The sequence below is a fragment of the Nocardioides dubius genome (assembly GCF_039528155.1).
GTDB lineage: Bacteria > Actinomycetota > Actinomycetes > Propionibacteriales > Nocardioidaceae > Nocardioides > Nocardioides dubius.
The window spans coordinates 292,505-310,732 of the sequence record NZ_BAAALG010000003.1; the positions used below are offsets into that span (position 1 = coordinate 292,505).

The window sequence follows — 18,228 nt, forward strand, 5'->3', positions numbered from 1 at the left end:
AGGCCGCCTGATCCTGTCCAAGAAGCGCGCTCAGTACGAGCGTGCCTGGGGCACCATCGAGCAGGTCAAGGAAGAGGACGGCGTCGTCGAGGGCACCGTCATCGAGGTGGTCAAGGGTGGTCTCATCCTGGACATCGGCCTGCGCGGCTTCCTGCCGGCGTCGCTGGTCGAGATGCGTCGCGTCCGCGACCTGCAGCCGTACGTGGGCCAGACCCTCGAGGCCAAGATCATCGAGCTCGACAAGAACCGCAACAACGTGGTCCTGTCGCGCCGTGCCTGGCTCGAGCAGACCCAGTCCGAGGTTCGCCAGGGCTTCCTGACCCAGCTGCAGAAGGGCCAGATCCGCAAGGGCGTCGTCTCCTCGATCGTCAACTTCGGTGCGTTCGTGGACCTGGGCGGCGTCGACGGCCTGGTGCACGTCTCCGAGCTCTCCTGGAAGCACATCGACCACCCGTCCGAGGTCGTCACCGTGGGCGACGAGGTCACCGTCGAGGTCCTCGACGTCGACATGGACCGCGAGCGCGTCTCCCTGTCGCTCAAGGCCACCCAGGAAGACCCGTGGCAGCACTTCGCTCGCACCCACCAGATCGGTCAGATCGTGCCGGGCAAGGTCACCAAGCTGGTGCCCTTCGGTTCGTTCGTCCGCGTCGAGGAGGGCATCGAGGGCCTGGTGCACATCTCCGAGCTGGCTGAGCGCCACGTGGAGATCCCGGAGCAGGTCGTTCAGGTCAACGACGACGTCATGGTCAAGATCATCGACATCGACCTCGAGCGTCGCCGGATCTCGCTGTCCCTCAAGCAGGCCAACGAGACGATCACCGCGACCGACGCGGAGGAGTTCGACCCGACGCTGTACGGCATGACCGCCTCGTACGACGAGCAGGGCAACTACATCTACCCGGAGGGCTTCGACCCGGAGACCGGCGAGTGGCTCGAGGGCTTCGACGACCAGCGCGCGAAGTGGGAAGAGGACTACGCCAAGGCCCACGCCCGCTGGGAGGCCCACGTCAAGCAGCAGGCCGAGGCCAAGCAGGCCGAGGCTGAGGCCGGCGAGGCCACCTCGTACAGCTCGGACGCCGAGACCGGCGCCGCTGCTGGCGGCTCGCTGGCTTCCGACGAGGCGCTCCAGGCGCTTCGCGAGAAGCTGACCGGCGGCAACTGATCCGCTGCCAGCGGCTCAGCGCTTGAACTGAGAACGGCCCCGAACACCTGGTGTTCGGGGCCGTTCGGCTTTTCCGTGGCTCATGAGAGCAGGGTGCGGGCCTCGAAGGCGTCCGCCGGGTGGCTGCGCGGAGCGGTGCGGCGGCCGCGGTCGCGGTGGCCGTCGCCGGCGAGGACGGCGGGCAGGCTGGCCAGGGAGAGCAGGGACAGGGCGGCGAGGAGGATCAGCAGGAAGGTCATGGCATTAATTCTCCGCCCGACGATTATCGGCCACCAGTGGCAGATCTGCAGGTATCCATTGATTTTCGGCCACTGTGGTGTTTGGCTGAGATCGTGCTGACCAACGTTGCCGTCCTCTGCTTCGACGGCGTCGCGCCCTTCGAGCTCGGGCTGCTGTGCGAGGCGTTCGCCCTCGACCGCTCCGACGACGGCGTGCCGCCGATCGACTTCGCGGTCTGTGCTCTGGAGGCCGGCCCGGTGGCCACCTCCTCGGGCGGCTTCGCGCTCAACGTCGAGCACGGCATCGACCGCGTCTTCGAGGCCGATCTGGTCGCCGTGCCGGCGCAGTCGTCGGGTCAGGCGACTCCGCCCGAGGTGCTGGAGGCGCTGCGCCAGGTGTACGCGGCCGGCACTCGGCTGATCTCGGTCTGCAGCGGTGCCTTCACCCTCGGCGAGGCGGGCCTGCTCGATGGGCGCGAGTGCACCACGCACTGGCGCTACACCGACCAGTTGGCGAGCCGCTTCCCGCTGGCCCGGGTGGTGCCCGAGGTGCTCTACGTGGACAGCGGACAGGTGATCACCTCGGCCGGCAGCGCAGCCGGGCTCGACGCCTGTCTGCATCTGTGGCGCCAGGAGTACGGCGCCGCGACGGCGAGCCGGATCGCCCGCCGGATGGTGGTCCCACCGCACCGCGACGGCGGACAGGCGCAGTTCATCGCACGGGTCGTGCCGGACTGCGACGCCGACACCCTCGGGCCGTTGCTCACCTGGGCGGTGGAGAACCTCGAGGAGGACCTCTCCATCGAGGCGTTGGCCAAGCGTGCCCACATGTCGGTGCGCACCTTCTCCCGCCGCTTCCGCGACGAGACCGGGGCGACCCCGCACGCCTGGGTGACGGCCCAGCGCCTGGCCGCCGCGGAGGAGCTGCTGGAGTCCGGCGACGAGTCGGTCGAGCGGATCGCATCCCGGGTCGGGCTGGGCAACGCCGCCACCCTGCGCCACCACTTCACCCGCGCCCGCGGCGTCAGCCCGCAGCGCTACCGCCAGGCCTTCCGCGCCGCTGCCCTCACCTAGCCCGAACTTGCGCTTGTTCACACCCGAACCTGCGCCTGTTTCGGTTAGAGCTGACGGCGCAGCACCTTGCCGGTCAGGGTGCGCGGCAGCGCCTCGACGAAGCGGTACTCCTTGGGACGCTTCGGCGGCGCCAGGTGCTCGCGGGCGTAGCTGCGCAGCGCGTCCTCGTCGACGTCGCCGACGACCGTCGCGATGACCTGTTGGCCCCACTCGTCGCTGGGCACGGAGTGCACCGCGATGTCGAGCACCCCCGGCACAGCGCTCAGCACGTTCTCCACCTCGACCGGGTAGACGTTGACGCCGCCGGTGATGATCAGGTCCTCGCGACGACCGCTCAGGTAGAGGTAGCCGTCGTCGTCCAGGTGGCCGAGGTCGCCGACCGTGAAGGCCGGGCCCTGCGGGGTGTCGCGCCAGGCCTGAGCCGTCTTCTCAGGCGCGCCGAAATAGCTGAACCGAGCCGCGTCGGGCACCACACACCAGATCGTGCCGTCATCCTCGACGAGCAACCTGCGACCCGGTCGTGCACGGCCGACGCTTCCCGGCCGTTGCTGCCACTCCTCGCTGCGGCAAGCAGTGAACTGGCCCTCGGTAGAGCCGTAGAACTCCCAGGTGGTCTCGGGCGGGAAGAGCTCGATGAGCCGCCGCTTGATCGCGGGAGGGCAGGGTGCGCCTGCGTGCGCGACCAGCCGGAAGCTGCTCAGGTCGGGCACTCCGACGCGGTCCCAATGGGCGAAGAGCCGTTGCAGGTGGGCGGGAACGCAGAACATCGTCGTCGGCCGCTCGGTCTCGATCAGCCGCGTGGCCGTGACCGGATCGAAGGGGGCCTGGAGACCGTCCTCGGCGAAGCCGACGACCCGGCCTCCGGCGAGCAGTGTGCCGGTCGCGAACCGCAGCGGGGCGGAGTGGTAGAGCGGGCTGAGCACGAGGTTCACGTCGTCGGCGGTGAAGCCCCACAGGGCACGCTCTTCGGTGACCAGCGCGGCTGCCTGGTCCGGCTTGAGGAGCCCACTGAAGACCCCCTTCGGGTGCCCGGTGGTGCCACTCGTGACGTGGATCGGACGGCCCAGCGGAACTCCATGACGGGCGGGCGCCGGAAGCTGCGCAAGCAGGCGTGGGACGTCGGCCGGATCGGTGATCGCAAGCGTCGGCGCCAGATCGTCCAGGACGCCGGCCCGCTCGGTCGCCGTCAGCCGTGGGTCCAACGGGATCGGGAAGACCCCGCCGGCCAAGAGTGCGATGACGAGGTCGAGATAGTCGCGGCTGCCGGGCACCAGAAGCGCGACCCGGTCACCAGGGCGTAGCGAGGCGGGGGAGGGCACCCCCGTATCCTTCCACGCAGCCGCCCGCCCACGCGGACGGCGTCACGCGGCAGAGAGGGCACGGCCATGACCGGCGCACGGGTAGGACTCACCGGCGGGATCGCCTCGGGCAAGAGCACGGTGGCGGCGATGCTGCGCGAGCTGGGCGCGGTGATCATCGACGCCGACCAGCTGGCCCGCGACGTCGTCGCCAACGGCACGCCGGGATTGGCCGCCATCGTGGCCGAGTTCGGTCCGGAGCTGCTGGCAGCCGATGGCGAGCTCGACCGGCCGAAGATGGGCGCGCTGGTGTTCGCGGACGAGTCCGCACGCCGTCGGCTCGAGGCGATCGTGCACCCCTTGGTCTTCCAGGCGATCAACGCCCTGGAGGCCGCCGCGCCCGAGGGGGCGCTGGTGGTGCACGACATCCCGCTGCTGGCCGAGTCCGGCCGGGCGGACACGTTCGATGCCGTGATCGTCGTCGACGTGCCCACCCAGGTGCAGGTGGACCGGATGGTCCGCGATCGCGGCATGAGCGAGGACGACGCGCTGGCCCGGATCGCGGCTCAGGCCACCCGTGAGCAGCGGCTCGCGATCGCCACCTACGTCATCGACAACACCGGAACGCTCGACGACCTCCGCAACCGGGTTGCGGAGGTCGTCAAGGAGATCAGGCGTTAACTAGCGCAGGTTCGGCCGAAACAAGCGCAAGTTCGGCCGAAACAAGCGCAAGTTCGGCTGAAACAAGCGCAGGTTCGGGTCAGGCGGCGAGGTCGGGGTCGGCGAAGCGGCGCAGCTTCTGTAGGGCCTCGCGCTCCAGCTGGCGGACCCGCTCGGCGGAGATGCCGTGCTTCGCGCCGATGTCGGCGAGCTTGTGCTGGCGGCCGTCGGAGAGGCCGTAGCGCGAGCGGATGATGTCGGCGGCGCGGTCGTCGAGCTGCCCGACCAGGGCGCTGAGCCGGTCACGGCTCTCGGTGTCCAGGACCTCGAGGTCCGGGCTCGGCGTGCTCTCCTGTGCCATCAGGTCGCCCAGGCTGGTGTCGCCGTCCTCGTCGACCGGGGTGTCCAGGCTGACGTGGTCGCGGCCCCAGCGGATCAGGTCGAGCACCCGCTCGACCTCCAGCCCCAGCTCGGCGGCGATCTCGGCGGGCTCCGCCTCGCGGCCGAGCTGGCGCTCCAGGGTGCGGCGGGCACTGCCGACCTGGTTGAGCTCCTCCACCACGTGCACGGGGAGCCGCACGACGCGGGCCTGCTGGGCGATGCCGCGGGTGATCGCCTGGCGCACCCACCAGGTGGCGTAGGTGGAGAACTTGTAGCCCTTGGCGTAGTCGAACTTCTCGACCGCGCGGATCAGGCCGGTGTTCCCCTCCTGGATCAGGTCCAGCATCGGCATCTGCGAGCGGCCGTACTTGCGAGCGATGGAGACCACGAGGCGCAGGTTGGCGTTGATGAAGGTGCGCTGAGCACGCTGGCCCTCCTCGGCCAGCCACTCCAGCTCCTCCTCGGTGGCCCACTTGGGCGCACCGCCCTTCTTGCGTCCGACGCGGCCTTCGGCGAGGAGGTGCTCGGCCAACAGGCCGGCTTCGATGGTCTTGGACAGCTCGACCTCGGTCACTGCGTCGAGCAGCGGGGTACGAGCGATCTCGTCGAGGTAGAGGCCGACACTGTCACGGCCCTCGATCTCGCGGCTTGCAGTGGTCTTCGTGGCCATCTGAACAACCCTCCTCTTCCGAGTGACCCCCGCCGGTAGGCGAGTGCCACACATCTGGTCCAACCATCCGAGCTACAGGGTCATTCCCGTACCCGTGGTGGACGCCTTCACACGTAACGACGTGCGGGAAGACGGAGAAGTTGCCAAGATGCCGACTTCTCAGGGACTTCTCAGGGGAAGCCTCAGGAATTAGCCGCGACCGACCCGATCGAGGATCCAGGCGAGGGTGAAGGCCCGGTCCGTCCACGCCCGGTAGCGCCCGGAGACGCCACCGTGCCCGGCCGACATCTCGGTCTTGAGCAGGAACTCGCGGCGGCCGACGGCGGTGGCGCGCAGCTTGGCGATCCACTTGGCCGGCTCGACGTAGAGCACCCGGGTGTCGTTGAGGGATGTCTCGGCGAGGATCGGCGGGTAGTCCTGGGCGGTGACGTTGTCGTACGGCGCGTACGCCGCGATGGTGGCGTAGGCGTCCGGGTCGTCCTCGGGGTTGCCCCACTCGTCGTACTCCATCACCGTCAGCGGCAGGGAGGAGTCGAGCATCGTGGTCAGCGGGTCGACGAACGGGACCTGCGCGACGATCCCCGCGTAGAGCTCGGGGGCGCGGTTGACCACGGCACCCATCAGCAGCCCGCCGGCGCTGCCGCCCTCGGCGACCAGCCGGTCGGCGGCCGTCCAGCCGGTGGCGATCAGGTGCCGGGCGCAGGCGTTGAAGTCGTCGAAGGTGTTGGCCTTGTGAGCCAGCTTGCCGTCGTCGTACCAGCGCCGGCCCATCTCGCCGCCACCGCGCACGTGCGCGATCGCGAAGCCGACGCCGCGGTCCAGCAGCGAGAGCCGGGCGATCGAGAAGTACGGGTCGATCGACGCCTCGTAGGAGCCGTAGCCGTAGAGCAGGACCGGCATGGTGCCGTCGGTGGCGGCGTCGGCGGGCACGACCAGCGAGATCGGCACCTGCTCGCCGTCCTCGGCAGTGGCCCACAGCCGGTGCTCGGCGTAGTCGCTGGGGTCGTAGCCGCCGAGGACCGGGGTCTCCTTGAGCAGGGTCAGGCTCCGCTCGCGGACGTCGTAGGAGTAGACCGCCCCCGGCTTGGCCAGGGTGGTGTAGCCGAGACGGATCACGGGTGCGTGGAACTCGGGATTGCTGCTGGAGCCGATCGTGTAGAGCGCGTCGGCGAAGCGGACGAGGTGGTCGTCGGCGATGCCGTCCGGGCCGAGGTCCAGGACCCGCAGCTGGGTGAGGCCCTCGCTGCGCTGGTGCACCACCAGGTGCCCGGCGTAGGCGTCGACGTCCTCCAGTCGGACGGCCGGGTCGTGCGGGATCAGCGGCTGCCAGCCGGTGTGCGCGGTCGGCGCCAGGGGAGCGCGGGAGAGCTCGAAGTCGGGGCCGCTGGCGTTGTGCAGGACGAGGAAGCAGTCCTCGCCGCCGATCACCGCGTGCTCCAGGTTGTACTCGATGCCCTCGACCCGCTCCGCGAAGACGGTGAACTCCGCATCGGGTGCGTCGGCGTCGAGCACCCGGAACTCGGTGGTGGTCTTGGAGCCCGCCACGATCATCAGGAACCGGTCGGTGCGGCTGCGGCCGACCGAGACCCAGTAGCGGGCGTCCGGCTCGAAGAAGACCAGCTCGTCGTCGGCCTGGTCGGTGCCGAGGGTGTGGCGCCAGACCTTGTCGGGGCGCCAGGTCTCGTCGACGGTGGTGTAGTAGAAGTGCTCGCCGGCGCGGTCCCAGGTGGCGCCGCCCAGGGCGCCGGTGATCTCGTCGTCGAGCAGCAGGCCGGTGCGCAGGTCGCGGACCCGGATCGTGTACCGCTCGTCGCCGACCACGTCGGTGGCGTAGGCGAGCAGTGCGTCGTCGGGGGAGATGGTCGAGCCGCCGAGGGAGAAGAACTCGTGGCCCTCGGCCAGCGCGTTGAGGTCGAGCAGCACCTCCTCGCCCTCGAGAGCGGGCTGGTCGGGCGCGGTGTCGGTGGCGGGAACCGGCGGCGTCCAGTCGCCGCCGTCCGCGGGCACCCGGCAGCTCGCGCCGTACTCACGGCCCTCGAAGGAGCGGGAGTAGTACCAGTGGTCGCGGATCCGCACCGGGACCGAGAGGTCGGTCTCCAGGGTGCGGCTCTTGATCTCCTCGAAGATCTTCTCGCGCAGGCCGGCGAGGTGGGCGGTCTGTGCCTGGGTGTAGTCGTTCTCGGCCTCGAGGTAGGCGATCACCTCGGGGCTCTCCTTCTCCCGCAGCCACTCGTAGTCGTCGACCCGGCGATGGCCGTGGTGGGTGGTCTCCAGCGGAACCCGGGCGGCGATCGGTGCAGGCTGAGCAGGCGAGGACTGTGACGACATGGGGAGACCCTATCCACGGGAGCCGACAGGAGAGGATGTCGCCATGAGGCAGATCGATGTGAACGCCGACCTCGGCGAGGAGATCACCGACGACGCGGGGCTGCTCGCGGTGGTCACCAGCGCGAACCTGGCCTGTGGCTTCCATGCCGGGACGCCGGCGATCATGCGCGAGGTCTGCGATCGGGCGGCGGAGCGTGGCGTGGCGATCGGCGCCCAGGTCAGCTACGCCGATCGCGAGCACTTCGGACGCCGACGCCTCGACGTGCCCTTCGACCTGCTGGCCCAGCAGGTCGCCGACCAGGTCGGGCTGCTGCGCGAGATCGCTGCCGCGGCCGGGATCTCGGTGCGCTACCTCAAGCCGCACGGTGCCCTCTACAACCGGGTGGTCGACGACGCCGAGCAGGCCGCCGCGGTGCTGGCGGGCTCCGGCGACCTGCCGGTGCTCGGACTGCCGGGCGGGCTGCTCCTGGAGCAGGCCCGGACCGCCGGGCGCCAGGTCTGGCAGGAGGGGTTCCCGGACCGGGGCTACACCCCGGCGGGCCGGTTGGTGCCCCGCGATGAGGCCGGCGCGTTGATCACCGAGGAGGCCGAGATCGTCCGCGGCGCGCTGCGCCTGGCCGAGCGGGTGGACTCGGTTTGCCTGCACGGGGACTCCGCCGGCGCGGTCGCCCATGCGCGCGCGGTGCGTGCCGCCCTGGAGGAGGCCGGCTTCGTGGTGGCGAGCTTCTCCACAGGTCGCTGACTTCTCTGTGGAGAGGAGGGCCATGTCTGTGGAGAGCCGAGCGGGATCTGTGGAGGGCCCGCAAATACCGCGGCAATTCCGCCGCCAACCCTTGCCAGTGTGACCTGGCCCACGTAGAAAGGCAGCACGTCCTCAGTCCAGCGCCGCGAACCGTCACCGGGGAGCAGCACCGGGCCAGGGACGGGCCAGGCAGGCGAGCAGGTCCATCACGGCTCCTCCACCGGAGTCAGAGCGGGCGCCGATGACGCGGTGACCGGGACCAGAGAACCAGTCGGGCCGATCGGAAGCCGTCATCACCCGGTCACTTGATGCGAGGGGTCCTGCGCTGCTCATACCGGCGCAGGGCCCCTCAGCCCAATTCTGCGCCTGCCTTGGCTACCGTGAGCGCACCGCGACGGCGTGTCGGGGTCCTGGCGAGGAAGGACGGCGAGGTGCGACTGATCGAGATCGGCCTCGATGCCGTCCTGGTCGAGGTGGAGGCCGCGCACACCCTGCAGCTCGCCGACGCCGCGCGCCGGGCGGGCTGGGCCTGCGACGTGGTGCCCGGTGCGCAGAGCGTGCTGCTCGACGGCGTCCGCGACCGGCCCGGGGCACTGGCCTGGCTGAGCGCCTGGCAGCCCCAGGACCGGGAGGCCGGCACGGAGTTGGTCGAGATCGCCGTCCGCTACGACGGCCCGGACCTCGCCGCGGTGGCCACGGCCTGGGGCTGCCGCCCCGAGCAGGTGGCCGAGCGTCATGCCGCGATCCTGTGGGAGGCCGCCTTCGCGGGCTTCGCGCCCGGCTTCGCCTACCTCCGTCCGGCGGGTGGCGAGCTCGCCCTGCCCGAGGTGCCGCGCCGGCGCAGCCCGCGCCCGCGGGTGGAGCCCGGCTCGGTCGCGGTGGCGAGCGCCTGGACCGGCATCTATCCGACGGCGTCCCCGGGCGGGTGGCAGCTCATCGGCAGCACCGACGCCGTGCTGTGGAGTCTCGAGCGCCCGGCGCCGAGCCTGCTGCCGCCGGGCACCCGGGTCAGGTTCGTGGTCCGATGACGCTGCGAGTGCTGGCACCGGGACCCCTTGCCACCGTGCAGGACCAGGGCCGGCCCGGGCACGCCCACCTCGGCGTTCCGCGCGCGGGCGCGTTGGACCGGCCGGCTGCCGAGCTCGCGAACCGCCTGGTCGGCAACCCCGATGACGCCGCCGTCGTCGAGGCGACGTTCGGCGGGCTGCAGGTGCGGATCGACCGAGCGGGGTGGTGCGCGCTCACCGGTGCGCACGCACCCGCGGCGTTGGACGGCCGGGCGCTGCCGCATGCGCAGGCCTTCTGGGCGCCGGCGGGCGCGCGTCTGGGGCTGGCGGCGCCACCCGACGGCGTCCGGACCTACCTCGCGCTGGCCGGGGGGATCGCCGTCGAGACGGTCCTCGGCTCGCGCTCCACCGACGTCCTGGCCGGCGTCGGCCCGGCGCCGCTGCGTCCCGGCGACGTGCTTCCGCTGGGCGCCCCGGTCACCGGCCCGCGGCCGCTCGACGTCGCGTTGCCGCCGGCCTCGGGGCCACTGCGGCTGTGGCCCGGTCCGCGCGCGGACTGGTGCGTCGACCCTTTGGCCCGGCTCTGCGCGCAGGGCTACCGGGTGGGGGAGGCCTCGAACCGGGTCGGGCTCCGGCTGGAGGGGCCAGCGGTCGCCTGGCGCCGCACCGGGGAGCTCGCCAGCGAGGGCGTGGTGCTGGGCTCGGTGCAGGTGCCGCCCGACGGGCAGCCGGTGATCTTCCTGGCCGACCATCCGACCACCGGGGGCTACCCGGTGGTGGCGGTGCTGCATGCCGACGACGTCGCCCGCTGCGCGCAGCTGCGCCCCGGTGCGGAGGTCGGCTTCACTCCGGCTCGGTGACGGCGTCCGGCTCCTCGGCCGTCACCGCCACCGCCGCACTGAGCGCGACGTCGTCCGCGGAGAAGCTGCGCACCGGCCCCGGCCCGGTCTCGGCGGTCTCGAAGCGGACCGTCACCACGCCGCGTCCCGACCCCCAGACCCAGCCCCGCCCGTGCTCGGCGTGCTCGACGTCCATCCCGGGCACCCAACGGCGCTCGACGTCGGTCGGGATCTCGGGCAGCGGCGGCTCGTCCTCCTCGGCGGCCGCGAGCAGGGTGTCGCCGAAGAGGTCGTCCTGGACCCAGTCGGCGAGGCCGGAGACGCCGACGCCGAGCAGCCGCACGCCGCCGGTGGTGTCGAGGTCGCCGAGCAGGCTCCGCGCCAGCCGGCCGATCACCGCGGCGTCGTCGGTCGGGGCGGGCAGGGTCGCGGAGCGGTTCAGCGTGGTGAAGTCGTACAGGCGCACCTTGATGCTCACCGTGCGCCCGGAGAGCCCGTGCTTGCGCAGTCGCCGGGCGACCTCGCCGGCGAAGCGGGTCAGCCGCGCGGCCATCATCGCCGGGTCGGTGAGGTCGGTGGCGTAGGTGCCCTCGACGCTGACCGACTTGGCCTCCCGCTCCGGCTCGACGGTGCGGTCGTCCTCGGCGCGCGCGAGGTGGAAGAGCGCACTGCCCGAGGCCTTGCCCAGCACCCGGACGAGCTCGCCCTCGCCGATCGCCTCCAGCTCCGCGACCGTGTTCACCCCGATCCGGCGCAGCCGCGCGGAGGTGGCCGGCCCGACGCCGGGGATCACCGTGGCGGGCATCGGACGGAGCAGCTCGCGCTCGGTGCCGGCCTCGACGATCCGCAGGCCGTCCGGCTTGTCGAGCTCGCTGGCGACCTTGGCGATGAACTTGGAGCTGCCGATGCCGACGCTGGCGGTGAGCCCGCCGGTGGCCTCGAACACCTCGGCGCGCAGCGCCTGGCCGAACTCGGTGAGGCCGCCGAGGGTGAAGTCGCGTGGGCCGCGGCCCGGCTCGCAGTGGGCCAGGTCGACGAACGCCTCGTCGATGGAGAGCGGCTCCACCAGCGGGGAGTGGGAGCGCAGGATGCCCATCACGATCCGGCTCGCCGCCCGGTAGGCGTCGAAGCGGCCGCCGAGGTAGGCGGCGTGCGGGCAGCGGGAGCGTGCCTCCCGAGTGCTCATCGCGGAGCGGACGCCGAACGCGCGGGCCTCGTAGGAGGCGGTGGAGACCACGCCCCGACCGCCCGTTCCACCGACCACGACCGGCTTGCCGCGCAGGGAGGGCTTGTCGCGCTGCTCGACCGCGGCGAAGAAGGCGTCGAGGTCGAGGTGCAGTACCGATGCCTCCGACCTCATGACACGCACGGTAGCCCGAACCTCCTGCACAACCGTGCCTCGCCCCGACCCGTGCCCAGGAGGTCGGGGTGGGTGGTTGGCGCAAGGGCGCCGGGGGAGCAGGACGGCATGACGAATTCACGACGCTTGGTGATCCGCACTCCCGAGGACGTCGCGGCGTTGGTGCCCTGCGTGCTCGGCTTCCACCCCGAGGAGTCGCTGGTGCTGCTCACCTTCGGCGCACCTGCCGGCTTCCATGCCCGGATCGACCTGCCCGCCACCGATCTGGACCGGATGCGGGCGGTGCTGCAACTCCTGGAGGCTGCCCGCAGCAACGCGATCGCCTCGGTGATCGCGGTCTGCTACGCCGTCGATCCGGAGCAGGCCCGGTTGCTGGTGGCCGAGTTGGAGCGTGGCTTCGCCGCAGCCGGCATCGCCGTCTTCACCACGATCCGGGTCGCGGACGGCGCCTGGTTCCCACTCTCCGGGCGCCATGCGTCGCGGCGCGGCAGCGCCCTGCACCTGGAGCGGCATCCGTTCCTGGCCGAGGCACGGCGCTCGGGCCGGGCGGTGCACGCGTCGCGGAGCGCGCTGGTCGCCTCCCTGCGCACCGACCCCGACCGTGCCGACCAGGTCCAGGCGGCGCTCGCGCAGGGCGTCGAGACGCCGCCGGAGCCCGAGTCCGTCCGGCGCCTGGTCGAGCGCCGGCTGGCGGTCGGCGGTCCGCCGACGCCGGAGCAGGTGGCCGAGCTCCTGGTCGCGCTCGACTCCGACCCGGGCCGCGCCGAGCTGCGCCGGCTGCTCGCCATGCGTCCACCCGCTGCGCATCTGCGGCTCTGGCCCGCGGTGGTCCGGGCAGCCCCCGCCGCCCGCAGCGGTGAGCCGTTGGCGGTGCTCGGACTGGCCGCCTGGCTGATCGGTGACGGCGCCCTGGGCTGGTGCGCGGTCGACCGGCTCGTCGTCTGCGCGCCGCAGCATCCCGTGCGCGCCTTCTTGGAGGTGCACCTGGAGCGAGCGGTGCCGCCGAGCCGGCGCTCCCTCGACCTGCTCACCGGCTGGGGAGACAGCTAGGCCGCTCGCGACGGCAACCGTTGGGGAGGCACGCCCTGGCCGCTACGGTGGGGCAATGGGCGAAGAGGTGGCACCCCAGGAGTTCACACGAGCCGACCGCACCCGGCACCGCGAGAAGGTGCGGCAGTGCGTGGACGTGTTCGCCAAGATGCTGCGCGAGCAGGCCTTCGCCGTCGACGATCCGATGACCGGGCTGGAGATCGAGCTGAACCTCGTCGACGAGGACGAGGCGCCCGCGCTACGCAACGCCGACGTGCTCGCCGAGCTGGCCGACCCCGACTTCCAGACCGAGCTCGGCCAGTTCAACGTGGAGATCAACGTGCCGCCCCGGCTGCTGCGCGACGGCGGACTGGGCGCCTACGAGGAGACCCTGCGCCGCAGCCTCAACGATGCCGAGAGCAAGGCCGCCGCTGCGGGGGCGCACATGGTGATGATCGGCATCCTGCCGACGTTGGCGCCGGGGCACATGCGCCCCGAGTCGCTGAGCCCGAACCCGCGCTACCGGCTGCTGAGCGACCAGATCCTGGCCGCCCGCGGCGAGGACATCGCGCTCGACATCCGCGGTGTCGAGACGCTGCGCACCACCCACGACTCGATCGTCCCCGAGGCTGCCTGCACCTCGACGCAGCTGCATGTCCAGGTCGAGCCCGACGAGTTCGCCGCCTACTGGAACGCCTCGCAGGCGATCGCCTCGATCCAGCTCGCGGTCGGTGCCAACTCGCCGATCCTGCTGGAGCGCGAGCTGTGGCGCGAGACCCGGATCCCCCTGTTCGAGCAGGCCACCGACACCCGCAGCGAGGAGTTGAAGGCCCAGGGCGTGCGCCCTCGCGTCTGGTTCGGGGAGCGGTGGATCAACTCCGTGTTCGACCTGGCCGAGGAGAACGTGCGCTACTTCCCGGCCCTGCTCCCGGTGATCGACGACGAGGACCCGCTGGCCGTGCTGGAGACCGGTGGCGTCCCCAAGCTCGCCGAGCTGCGGATGCACAACGGCACGATCTATCGGTGGAACCGACCGATCTACGACATCGCCCAGGGCCGTCCGCACCTGCGGGTCGAGAACCGCGTCCTCCCGGCCGGCCCGACCGTCGTCGACACGATGGCCAACGCCGCCTTCTACTTCGGGCTGGTGCGGGCGCTCGCGGTCTCGGAGCGGCCGCTGTGGTCGCAGATGTCGTTCAGCGCTGCCGAGGAGAACTTCCACCTGGCCGCGCAGCACGGGATCGACGCCCAGGTCTACTGGCCGCGAGTGGGCCAGGTGGCGGCCTCCGAGCTGGTGCTGCGCCGCCTGCTCCCCTTGGCCGCGGAGGGTCTCGACTCGTGGGGCGTCACGCCCGAGGATCGCGACCGGTTCCTCGGCGTCATCGAGCAACGCTGTCTGCTGGGCCGCAACGGGGCCCAGTGGTTCACCGACCGCCTGCACCGGCACGAGACGTCGTTGGGCCGGCCGGAGGCCCTGCGCCGCACGCTCGGTGACTACCGCGAGCTGATGCACTCCAACGAGCCGGTGCACGCCTGGGCGGAGTGAGCCTGGGGCGGGCGCAGGCGCAGCCGCTTCCAGCGGGCCTGCTCCCCAGTGAAGGGTGCGGACCAGCCCTCCTTGGTGAGCAGCAGCGCGCCGGTCGGGGAGAGGCCGAGATCGTGGCTGGCCAGCCAGGCCGCCCGCAGCCAGGCAAGGTCGGAGCAGCGCACCTCGGCGTCCCCGGGCCGGGTGATCCAGATCCACGGGGACGGCTCGACGCAGCGAGCGGCCAGTGCGCAGGCCGCATCCAGGCAGAGCGCCGGATCGGCCGAGGGGCGGCCAGCCAGCGAGAAGGCCACCTGCTCGCCGTCCAGTGAGCCCAGGTGCAGCGTCCACGCGAAGCTGCGACCGCGATGGGCGCTCCGCAGCCGGTGCACCGCCAGCCGCAGCGCGGGGCGGTGCGCGGTGAGATCGCCAGCGGGCTGATCGGCAGTGGGCAGCATCTCGCCAGTCTGCGCCGACTCGGACCTGCCGTGGGCACTGTCCACAGGAGGGTTCGGTGCGGGCCGGTCGGGGCCGGCGCTGCGTGAGATCATCGGGCCATGGGTTTTCACATCGCCAATGAGCCGGAGGCCGACCGCGTCCTCGACGAGTACCCCTTCGCAGTGCTGACCGGGATGGCGCTCGACCAGCAGTACGGCATGGAGCACGCGTTCCGGGGCGGCTGGAAGCTGTTGACCCGGATGGGCGACCTCGACACCGCGCGGATCGCGGCGATGGACCCCGAGGAGTTCAAGGCGGTCTGCTCCGAGACGCCTGCCGTGCATCGGTTCCCGGGGTCGATGGCGACCAAGCTGCAGGGCATCTCGGCGATCGTCGAGCAGGAGTACGGCGGCGACGTCACCCGGCTGTGGAACGAGGCCAAGGACGGCAAGGACCTGCTCAAGCGGGTGATGGCACTGCCCGGCTTCGGCAAGCAGAAGGCGCAGATCTTCGTGGCCCTGCTCGCCAAGCAGCTCGACGTGCGTCCGGCCGGCTGGGAGGCCGCCGCCGGCGACTACGCGCTGGAGGGCTACCGCTCGGTGGCCGACGTGGTCGACGAGGACTCGCTGCTCAAGGTGCGCGAGTACAAGCAGGCCGCCAAGGCAGCCGCGAAGGCCGCCAAGAGCTGACAAGTGCGGGTCGGGACTTGGTTCTGACCGTTGTCGTGGCAGAATGAAATCTGCGGCTCTTGACGTCACCGGGCTCGGCCGCGCCCCAATAGCTTCACCGAGAGGTTGTACGTGTCTTCGAGCTCGCGCAAGCTGCTGCCCGCGGAGGTCCTGTCTCACCCAGCCATTGTCGGCTTGGTTGCGCAGGCCGCGCCGACCGGAACCCTCACTCCTGACGCCGTCCGTCGCGCCAGTGAGTCTGCTCGGGTCGAGCCCCAGCACCTCCGTGCCCTCCTGGTCCACCTGACCGAGCAGGGCATCACCGTCACCCTGAACGTCGAGGACCAGGGCCGCGCCGTGGCTGCCGCCGCGCCGCGCAAGACCACCTCGACCGCGGCTGCCAAGAAGGCGGCTGCGAAGAAGGCGCCTGCGAAGCCCGCTCCGGCCAAGGCTGCGCCCGCCGCGGCTGCGCCGAAGGCGGCTGCGGCCAAGGCCGCCCCGGCTGCGCCCGCCGAGGCCGCCGTCGGTCCGGACGGCAAGAAGGTGCTGCCGGACATCTCCGACGAGCAGTTCGAGAAGGACGTCGCCAGCGACCCGTCGATCAAGGAGGACGAGAAGGAGGCCTCCTTCGTCGTCTCCGCGGCCGACGACACCGACGAGCCCGAGCAGCAGGTCATGGTGGCCGGCGCCACCGCCGACCCGGTCAAGGACTACCTCAAGCAGATCGGCAAGGTCCCGCTGCTCAACGCCGAGATGGAGGTGGAGCTCGCCAAGCGGATCGAGGCCGGCCTCTTCTCGGAGGAGAAGCTCGCCGCCGGCGGCAAGATCACGCCCAAGCTTCTCGAAGAGCTTGAGTGGATCGTCGACGACGGCCGCCGCGCCAAGAACCACCTGCTCGAGGCCAACCTGCGTCTGGTGGTCAGCCTGGCCAAGCGCTACACCGGCCGCGGCATGCTCTTCCTGGACCTCATCCAGGAGGGCAACCTGGGCCTGATCCGTGCGGTCGAGAAGTTCGACTACACCAAGGGCTACAAGTTCTCGACCTACGCCACCTGGTGGATCCGCCAGGCGATCACCCGCGCGATGGCCGACCAGGCCCGCACCATCCGCATCCCGGTGCACATGGTCGAGGTCATCAACAAGCTCGCGCGCGTGCAGCGCCAGATGCTCCAGGACCTGGGCCGCGAGCCCACCCCGGAGGAGCTGGCCAAGGAGCTCGACATGACCCCGGAGAAGGTCATCGAGGTCCAGAAGTACGGCCGCGAGCCGATCTCGCTGCACACCCCGCTGGGCGAGGACGGCGACTCCGAGTTCGGTGACCTGATCGAGGACTCCGAGGCCATCGTGCCGGCCGACGCGGTCAGCTTCACGCTGCTGCAGGAGCAGCTGCACGCGGTGCTCGACACGCTCTCCGAGCGCGAGGCGGGCGTGGTCTCGATGCGCTTCGGCCTCACCGACGGCCAGCCGAAGACTTTAGACGAGATCGGCAAGGTGTACGGCGTGACCCGCGAGCGGATCCGTCAGATCGAGTCCAAGACGATGTCGAAGCTGCGGCACCCCAGCCGCTCGCAGGTCCTGCGCGACTACCTGGACTGATCCACACTCACGTTCACCCACGGCCCGACCGCTCCGGTCGGGCCGTGAGTGATTTGCGGCTGCTCCACGCGTAGGTTGGAGATCGTCCACTCGCACACCGGCCCTCGGGGGCCGCGAACGGAGGAACGACGATGCACACAGCACAGAAGGTGATCGCGACGGGTCTCGGAAGCGCCGCGCTCGCGCTCGGGATGCTCAGCCCGGCCCAGGCCGAGGTGACCAGGATCAACGACGGCGCCGACAGCGCGGCCACGCTCAACGACGTGCTCACGGTGCGGTTGGCGCACACCACCACCAAGGTCCGGGTGCGCACCACGTACCAGGACCTGCGCAAGACGGCGGACGACGGGGGAGCGAGCTCGTCGATCTTCCTCGACACCAAGCCGGCCCGGCCGGGGCCGGAGTACGTGTTGCTCGCCGGGCTCCAGCTGGGCACCGACTACCAGTTGGTCCGGGTGAAGGACTGGAAGCCCACGGGCGAGCCGAAGACCTGCGCCCACGACTTCGCAGTCGACTTCGCCAAGGACGTCACCCGTCTGGTGGTCTCCCGCCCCTGTCTCGGCAACCCGAAGCGGGTCCGGGTCAGTCAGCGGGTGACGGACATGGCCGACGCCAGCCACCCGGTGCGCGACTGGGCGCCCGCGCGGCGTGAGTTCTCGGCCTGGGTGCGCCCCGGCAAGTGAGCCGGTAGCCCTCGGGCGTCGTCGTCGCTCAGGTGGCGACGACGCCCACCACCCAGACGAAGGCCGCCGCCATCGCGGCGATCGCCTCGATCAGGATGGAGAGGCCGACCGCCCGCACCGCGGCCCAGGTGGTGCCCCGCGCCGCCCGCTCGCCGACCCGCTGCCACTCCGCGAGGTAGAGGCCGAGCACGAAGCCGATCACGATGCCGACGATCGGGACCACGAAGAAGCCCACGATGCCGAGCACGGCACCGGTCAGCATCGAGGTGGCCGGCACCCCGGTGCTCTTCAGCTGCCGGCCGGGGACCAGGTATTTGACCACGGTGCCGAGACCGAGGATGGCGATCGCCAGCGCGACCACCGCCCACGCGGTGGCTCCACCGATGTGGAAGCCCCAGACGATGACCGCGGCCAGCACCAGGAGGGTGCCCGGCAGGATGGGCACCACGATCCCGACGATGCCGATCGCGATCGCCAGTGCGCACAGCAGCTCAACCCCACTCACCCGGACACCCTAGCCGTCGGGCAGGCGGGAAAATGGCGAACGACC

General features: G+C 71.3%; 18 protein-coding genes. 11 read left to right on the top strand and 7 right to left on the bottom strand.

The annotated features are described in order from the left end of the window. Positions 1-1,162, top strand: a 1,162-nt coding sequence (rpsA, locus tag ABD151_RS05590; RefSeq protein WP_343992152.1) for a 30S ribosomal protein S1, incomplete at its 5' end; no start/stop codon positions are given. A gap of 80 nt (positions 1,163-1,242) precedes the next feature. Here the strand turns inward: rpsA and ABD151_RS05595 are convergent. After that, positions 1,243-1,401 (bottom strand): hypothetical protein, encoded by a 159-nt coding sequence (locus tag ABD151_RS05595; protein WP_343992153.1) that lies wholly within the window; start codon positions 1,399-1,401, stop codon positions 1,243-1,245. A gap of 93 nt (positions 1,402-1,494) precedes the next feature. Here ABD151_RS05595 and ABD151_RS05600 point away from each other — a divergent pair, with 93 nt between their 5' ends. Beyond that, entirely contained in the window at positions 1,495-2,454 is a 960-nt protein-coding gene (locus ABD151_RS05600) for a helix-turn-helix domain-containing protein (protein ID WP_343992155.1), read from the top strand. A 44-nt stretch (positions 2,455-2,498) separates the two neighbouring features. Here ABD151_RS05600 and ABD151_RS05605 read toward each other — a convergent pair whose 3' ends face one another. Further along, the gene (locus ABD151_RS05605; protein ID WP_343992157.1) at positions 2,499-3,773 is read right to left on the bottom strand and encodes a class I adenylate-forming enzyme family protein; all 1,275 of its coding nucleotides are present in this window, start codon (positions 3,771-3,773) and stop codon (positions 2,499-2,501) included. A gap of 66 nt (positions 3,774-3,839) precedes the next feature. Between ABD151_RS05605 and coaE the strand changes: the two genes are divergently transcribed. Further along, positions 3,840-4,433: a dephospho-CoA kinase gene (gene coaE, locus ABD151_RS05610; protein ID WP_343992158.1), complete on the top strand. Its 594-nt coding sequence runs from the start codon at positions 3,840-3,842 to the stop codon at positions 4,431-4,433. Between the two features lie 79 nt (positions 4,434-4,512). Here coaE and ABD151_RS05615 read toward each other — a convergent pair whose 3' ends face one another. Together ABD151_RS05615 and ABD151_RS05620 are read right to left on the bottom strand one after the other, a co-directional pair. Beyond that, positions 4,513-5,463: a sigma-70 family RNA polymerase sigma factor gene (locus tag ABD151_RS05615; protein WP_343992159.1), complete on the bottom strand. Its 951-nt coding sequence runs from the start codon at positions 5,461-5,463 to the stop codon at positions 4,513-4,515. Positions 5,464-5,652: 189 nt separating this feature from the next. Next, on the bottom strand, positions 5,653-7,791 hold the full coding sequence (locus tag ABD151_RS05620) for a S9 family peptidase (RefSeq protein ID WP_343992161.1): 2,139 nt from the start codon (positions 7,789-7,791) through the stop codon (positions 5,653-5,655). 43 nt (positions 7,792-7,834) lie between these two features. Here ABD151_RS05620 and ABD151_RS05625 point away from each other — a divergent pair, with 43 nt between their 5' ends. The 3 genes from ABD151_RS05625 to ABD151_RS05635 all read left to right on the top strand — a co-directional run bounded on the left by ABD151_RS05625 (position 7,835) and on the right by ABD151_RS05635 (position 10,400). Then, complete coding sequence (locus ABD151_RS05625) at positions 7,835-8,533, top strand: 5-oxoprolinase subunit PxpA (protein ID WP_343992163.1); 699 nt, start codon at positions 7,835-7,837, stop codon at positions 8,531-8,533. Between the two features lie 431 nt (positions 8,534-8,964). Continuing rightward, positions 8,965-9,561 (top strand): carboxyltransferase domain-containing protein, encoded by a 597-nt coding sequence (locus ABD151_RS05630; protein WP_343992165.1) that lies wholly within the window; start codon positions 8,965-8,967, stop codon positions 9,559-9,561. Beyond that, on the top strand, positions 9,558-10,400 hold the full coding sequence (locus ABD151_RS05635; protein WP_343992167.1) for a 5-oxoprolinase subunit C family protein: 843 nt from the start codon (positions 9,558-9,560) through the stop codon (positions 10,398-10,400). The genes ABD151_RS05630 and ABD151_RS05635 overlap by 4 nt, the downstream gene beginning before the upstream one ends. Here ABD151_RS05635 and ABD151_RS05640 read toward each other — a convergent pair. After that, positions 10,384-11,739 carry a DNA polymerase IV gene (locus ABD151_RS05640; protein ID WP_343992169.1) on the bottom strand — a complete coding sequence of 452 codons (1,356 nt, stop codon included), beginning with the start codon at positions 11,737-11,739 and terminating at the stop codon, positions 10,384-10,386. The genes ABD151_RS05635 and ABD151_RS05640 overlap by 17 nt on opposite strands. A 108-nt stretch (positions 11,740-11,847) precedes the next feature. Between ABD151_RS05640 and ABD151_RS05645 the strand changes: the two genes are divergently transcribed. Then, entirely contained in the window at positions 11,848-12,789 is a 942-nt protein-coding gene (locus tag ABD151_RS05645) for a DUF4192 domain-containing protein (RefSeq protein WP_343992171.1), read from the top strand. A 55-nt stretch (positions 12,790-12,844) separates the two neighbouring features. After that, positions 12,845-14,314, top strand: coding sequence for a glutamate-cysteine ligase family protein (locus ABD151_RS05650; protein ID WP_343992173.1), 1,470 nt, complete (start codon positions 12,845-12,847; stop codon positions 14,312-14,314). Here ABD151_RS05650 and ABD151_RS05655 read toward each other — a convergent pair. Next, positions 14,263-14,751 (bottom strand): hypothetical protein, encoded by a 489-nt coding sequence (locus ABD151_RS05655; protein ID WP_343992175.1) that lies wholly within the window; start codon positions 14,749-14,751, stop codon positions 14,263-14,265. The genes ABD151_RS05650 and ABD151_RS05655 overlap by 52 nt on opposite strands. Positions 14,752-14,850: 99 nt before the next feature. Here ABD151_RS05655 and ABD151_RS05660 point away from each other — a divergent pair, with 99 nt between their 5' ends. The 3 genes from ABD151_RS05660 (at position 14,851) to ABD151_RS05670 (ending at position 17,678) form a co-directional block, all read left to right on the top strand. Continuing rightward, positions 14,851-15,420, top strand: a complete 570-nt coding sequence (locus ABD151_RS05660) for an HhH-GPD-type base excision DNA repair protein (RefSeq protein ID WP_343992177.1) — start codon at positions 14,851-14,853, stop codon at positions 15,418-15,420. A gap of 336 nt (positions 15,421-15,756) precedes the next feature. Further along, positions 15,757-16,995 (top strand): RNA polymerase sigma factor, encoded by a 1,239-nt coding sequence (locus tag ABD151_RS05665; protein ID WP_415629891.1) that lies wholly within the window; start codon positions 15,757-15,759, stop codon positions 16,993-16,995. Positions 16,996-17,126: 131 nt separating this feature from the next. Further along, entirely contained in the window at positions 17,127-17,678 is a 552-nt protein-coding gene (locus ABD151_RS05670; protein WP_343992181.1) for a hypothetical protein, read from the top strand. A 28-nt stretch (positions 17,679-17,706) separates the two neighbouring features. On the opposite strand, the gene ABD151_RS05675 is transcribed toward ABD151_RS05670, so the two are convergent. After that, positions 17,707-18,183, bottom strand: coding sequence for a DUF456 domain-containing protein (locus tag ABD151_RS05675; RefSeq protein WP_343992183.1), 477 nt, complete (start codon positions 18,181-18,183; stop codon positions 17,707-17,709). Positions 18,184-18,228 lie beyond the last annotated feature (45 nt).

Excerpts from the sequence above, each read along its gene's own strand:
- ABD151_RS05635 (WP_343992167.1), top strand. The coding sequence starts at position 9,558 with ATGACGCTGCGAGTGCTGGCACCGGGACCCCTTGCCACCGTGCAGGAC.
- ABD151_RS05620 (WP_343992161.1), bottom strand. The coding sequence starts at position 7,791 with ATGTCGTCACAGTCCTCGCCTGCTCAGCCTGCACCGATCGCCGCCCGG.
- ABD151_RS05595 (WP_343992153.1), bottom strand. The coding sequence starts at position 1,401 with ATGACCTTCCTGCTGATCCTCCTCGCCGCCCTGTCCCTGCTCTCCCTG.
- ABD151_RS05625 (WP_343992163.1), top strand. The coding sequence starts at position 7,835 with ATGAGGCAGATCGATGTGAACGCCGACCTCGGCGAGGAGATCACCGAC.
- ABD151_RS05650 (WP_343992173.1), top strand. The coding sequence starts at position 12,845 with ATGGGCGAAGAGGTGGCACCCCAGGAGTTCACACGAGCCGACCGCACC.
- coaE (WP_343992158.1), top strand. The coding sequence starts at position 3,840 with ATGACCGGCGCACGGGTAGGACTCACCGGCGGGATCGCCTCGGGCAAG.
- ABD151_RS05655 (WP_343992175.1), bottom strand. The coding sequence starts at position 14,751 with ATGCTGCCCACTGCCGATCAGCCCGCTGGCGATCTCACCGCGCACCGC.
- ABD151_RS05640 (WP_343992169.1), bottom strand. The coding sequence starts at position 11,739 with ATGAGGTCGGAGGCATCGGTACTGCACCTCGACCTCGACGCCTTCTTC.
- ABD151_RS05670 (WP_343992181.1), top strand. The coding sequence starts at position 17,127 with ATGCACACAGCACAGAAGGTGATCGCGACGGGTCTCGGAAGCGCCGCG.
- ABD151_RS05660 (WP_343992177.1), top strand. The coding sequence starts at position 14,851 with ATGGGTTTTCACATCGCCAATGAGCCGGAGGCCGACCGCGTCCTCGAC.
- ABD151_RS05615 (WP_343992159.1), bottom strand. The coding sequence starts at position 5,463 with ATGGCCACGAAGACCACTGCAAGCCGCGAGATCGAGGGCCGTGACAGT.
- ABD151_RS05645 (WP_343992171.1), top strand. The coding sequence starts at position 11,848 with ATGACGAATTCACGACGCTTGGTGATCCGCACTCCCGAGGACGTCGCG.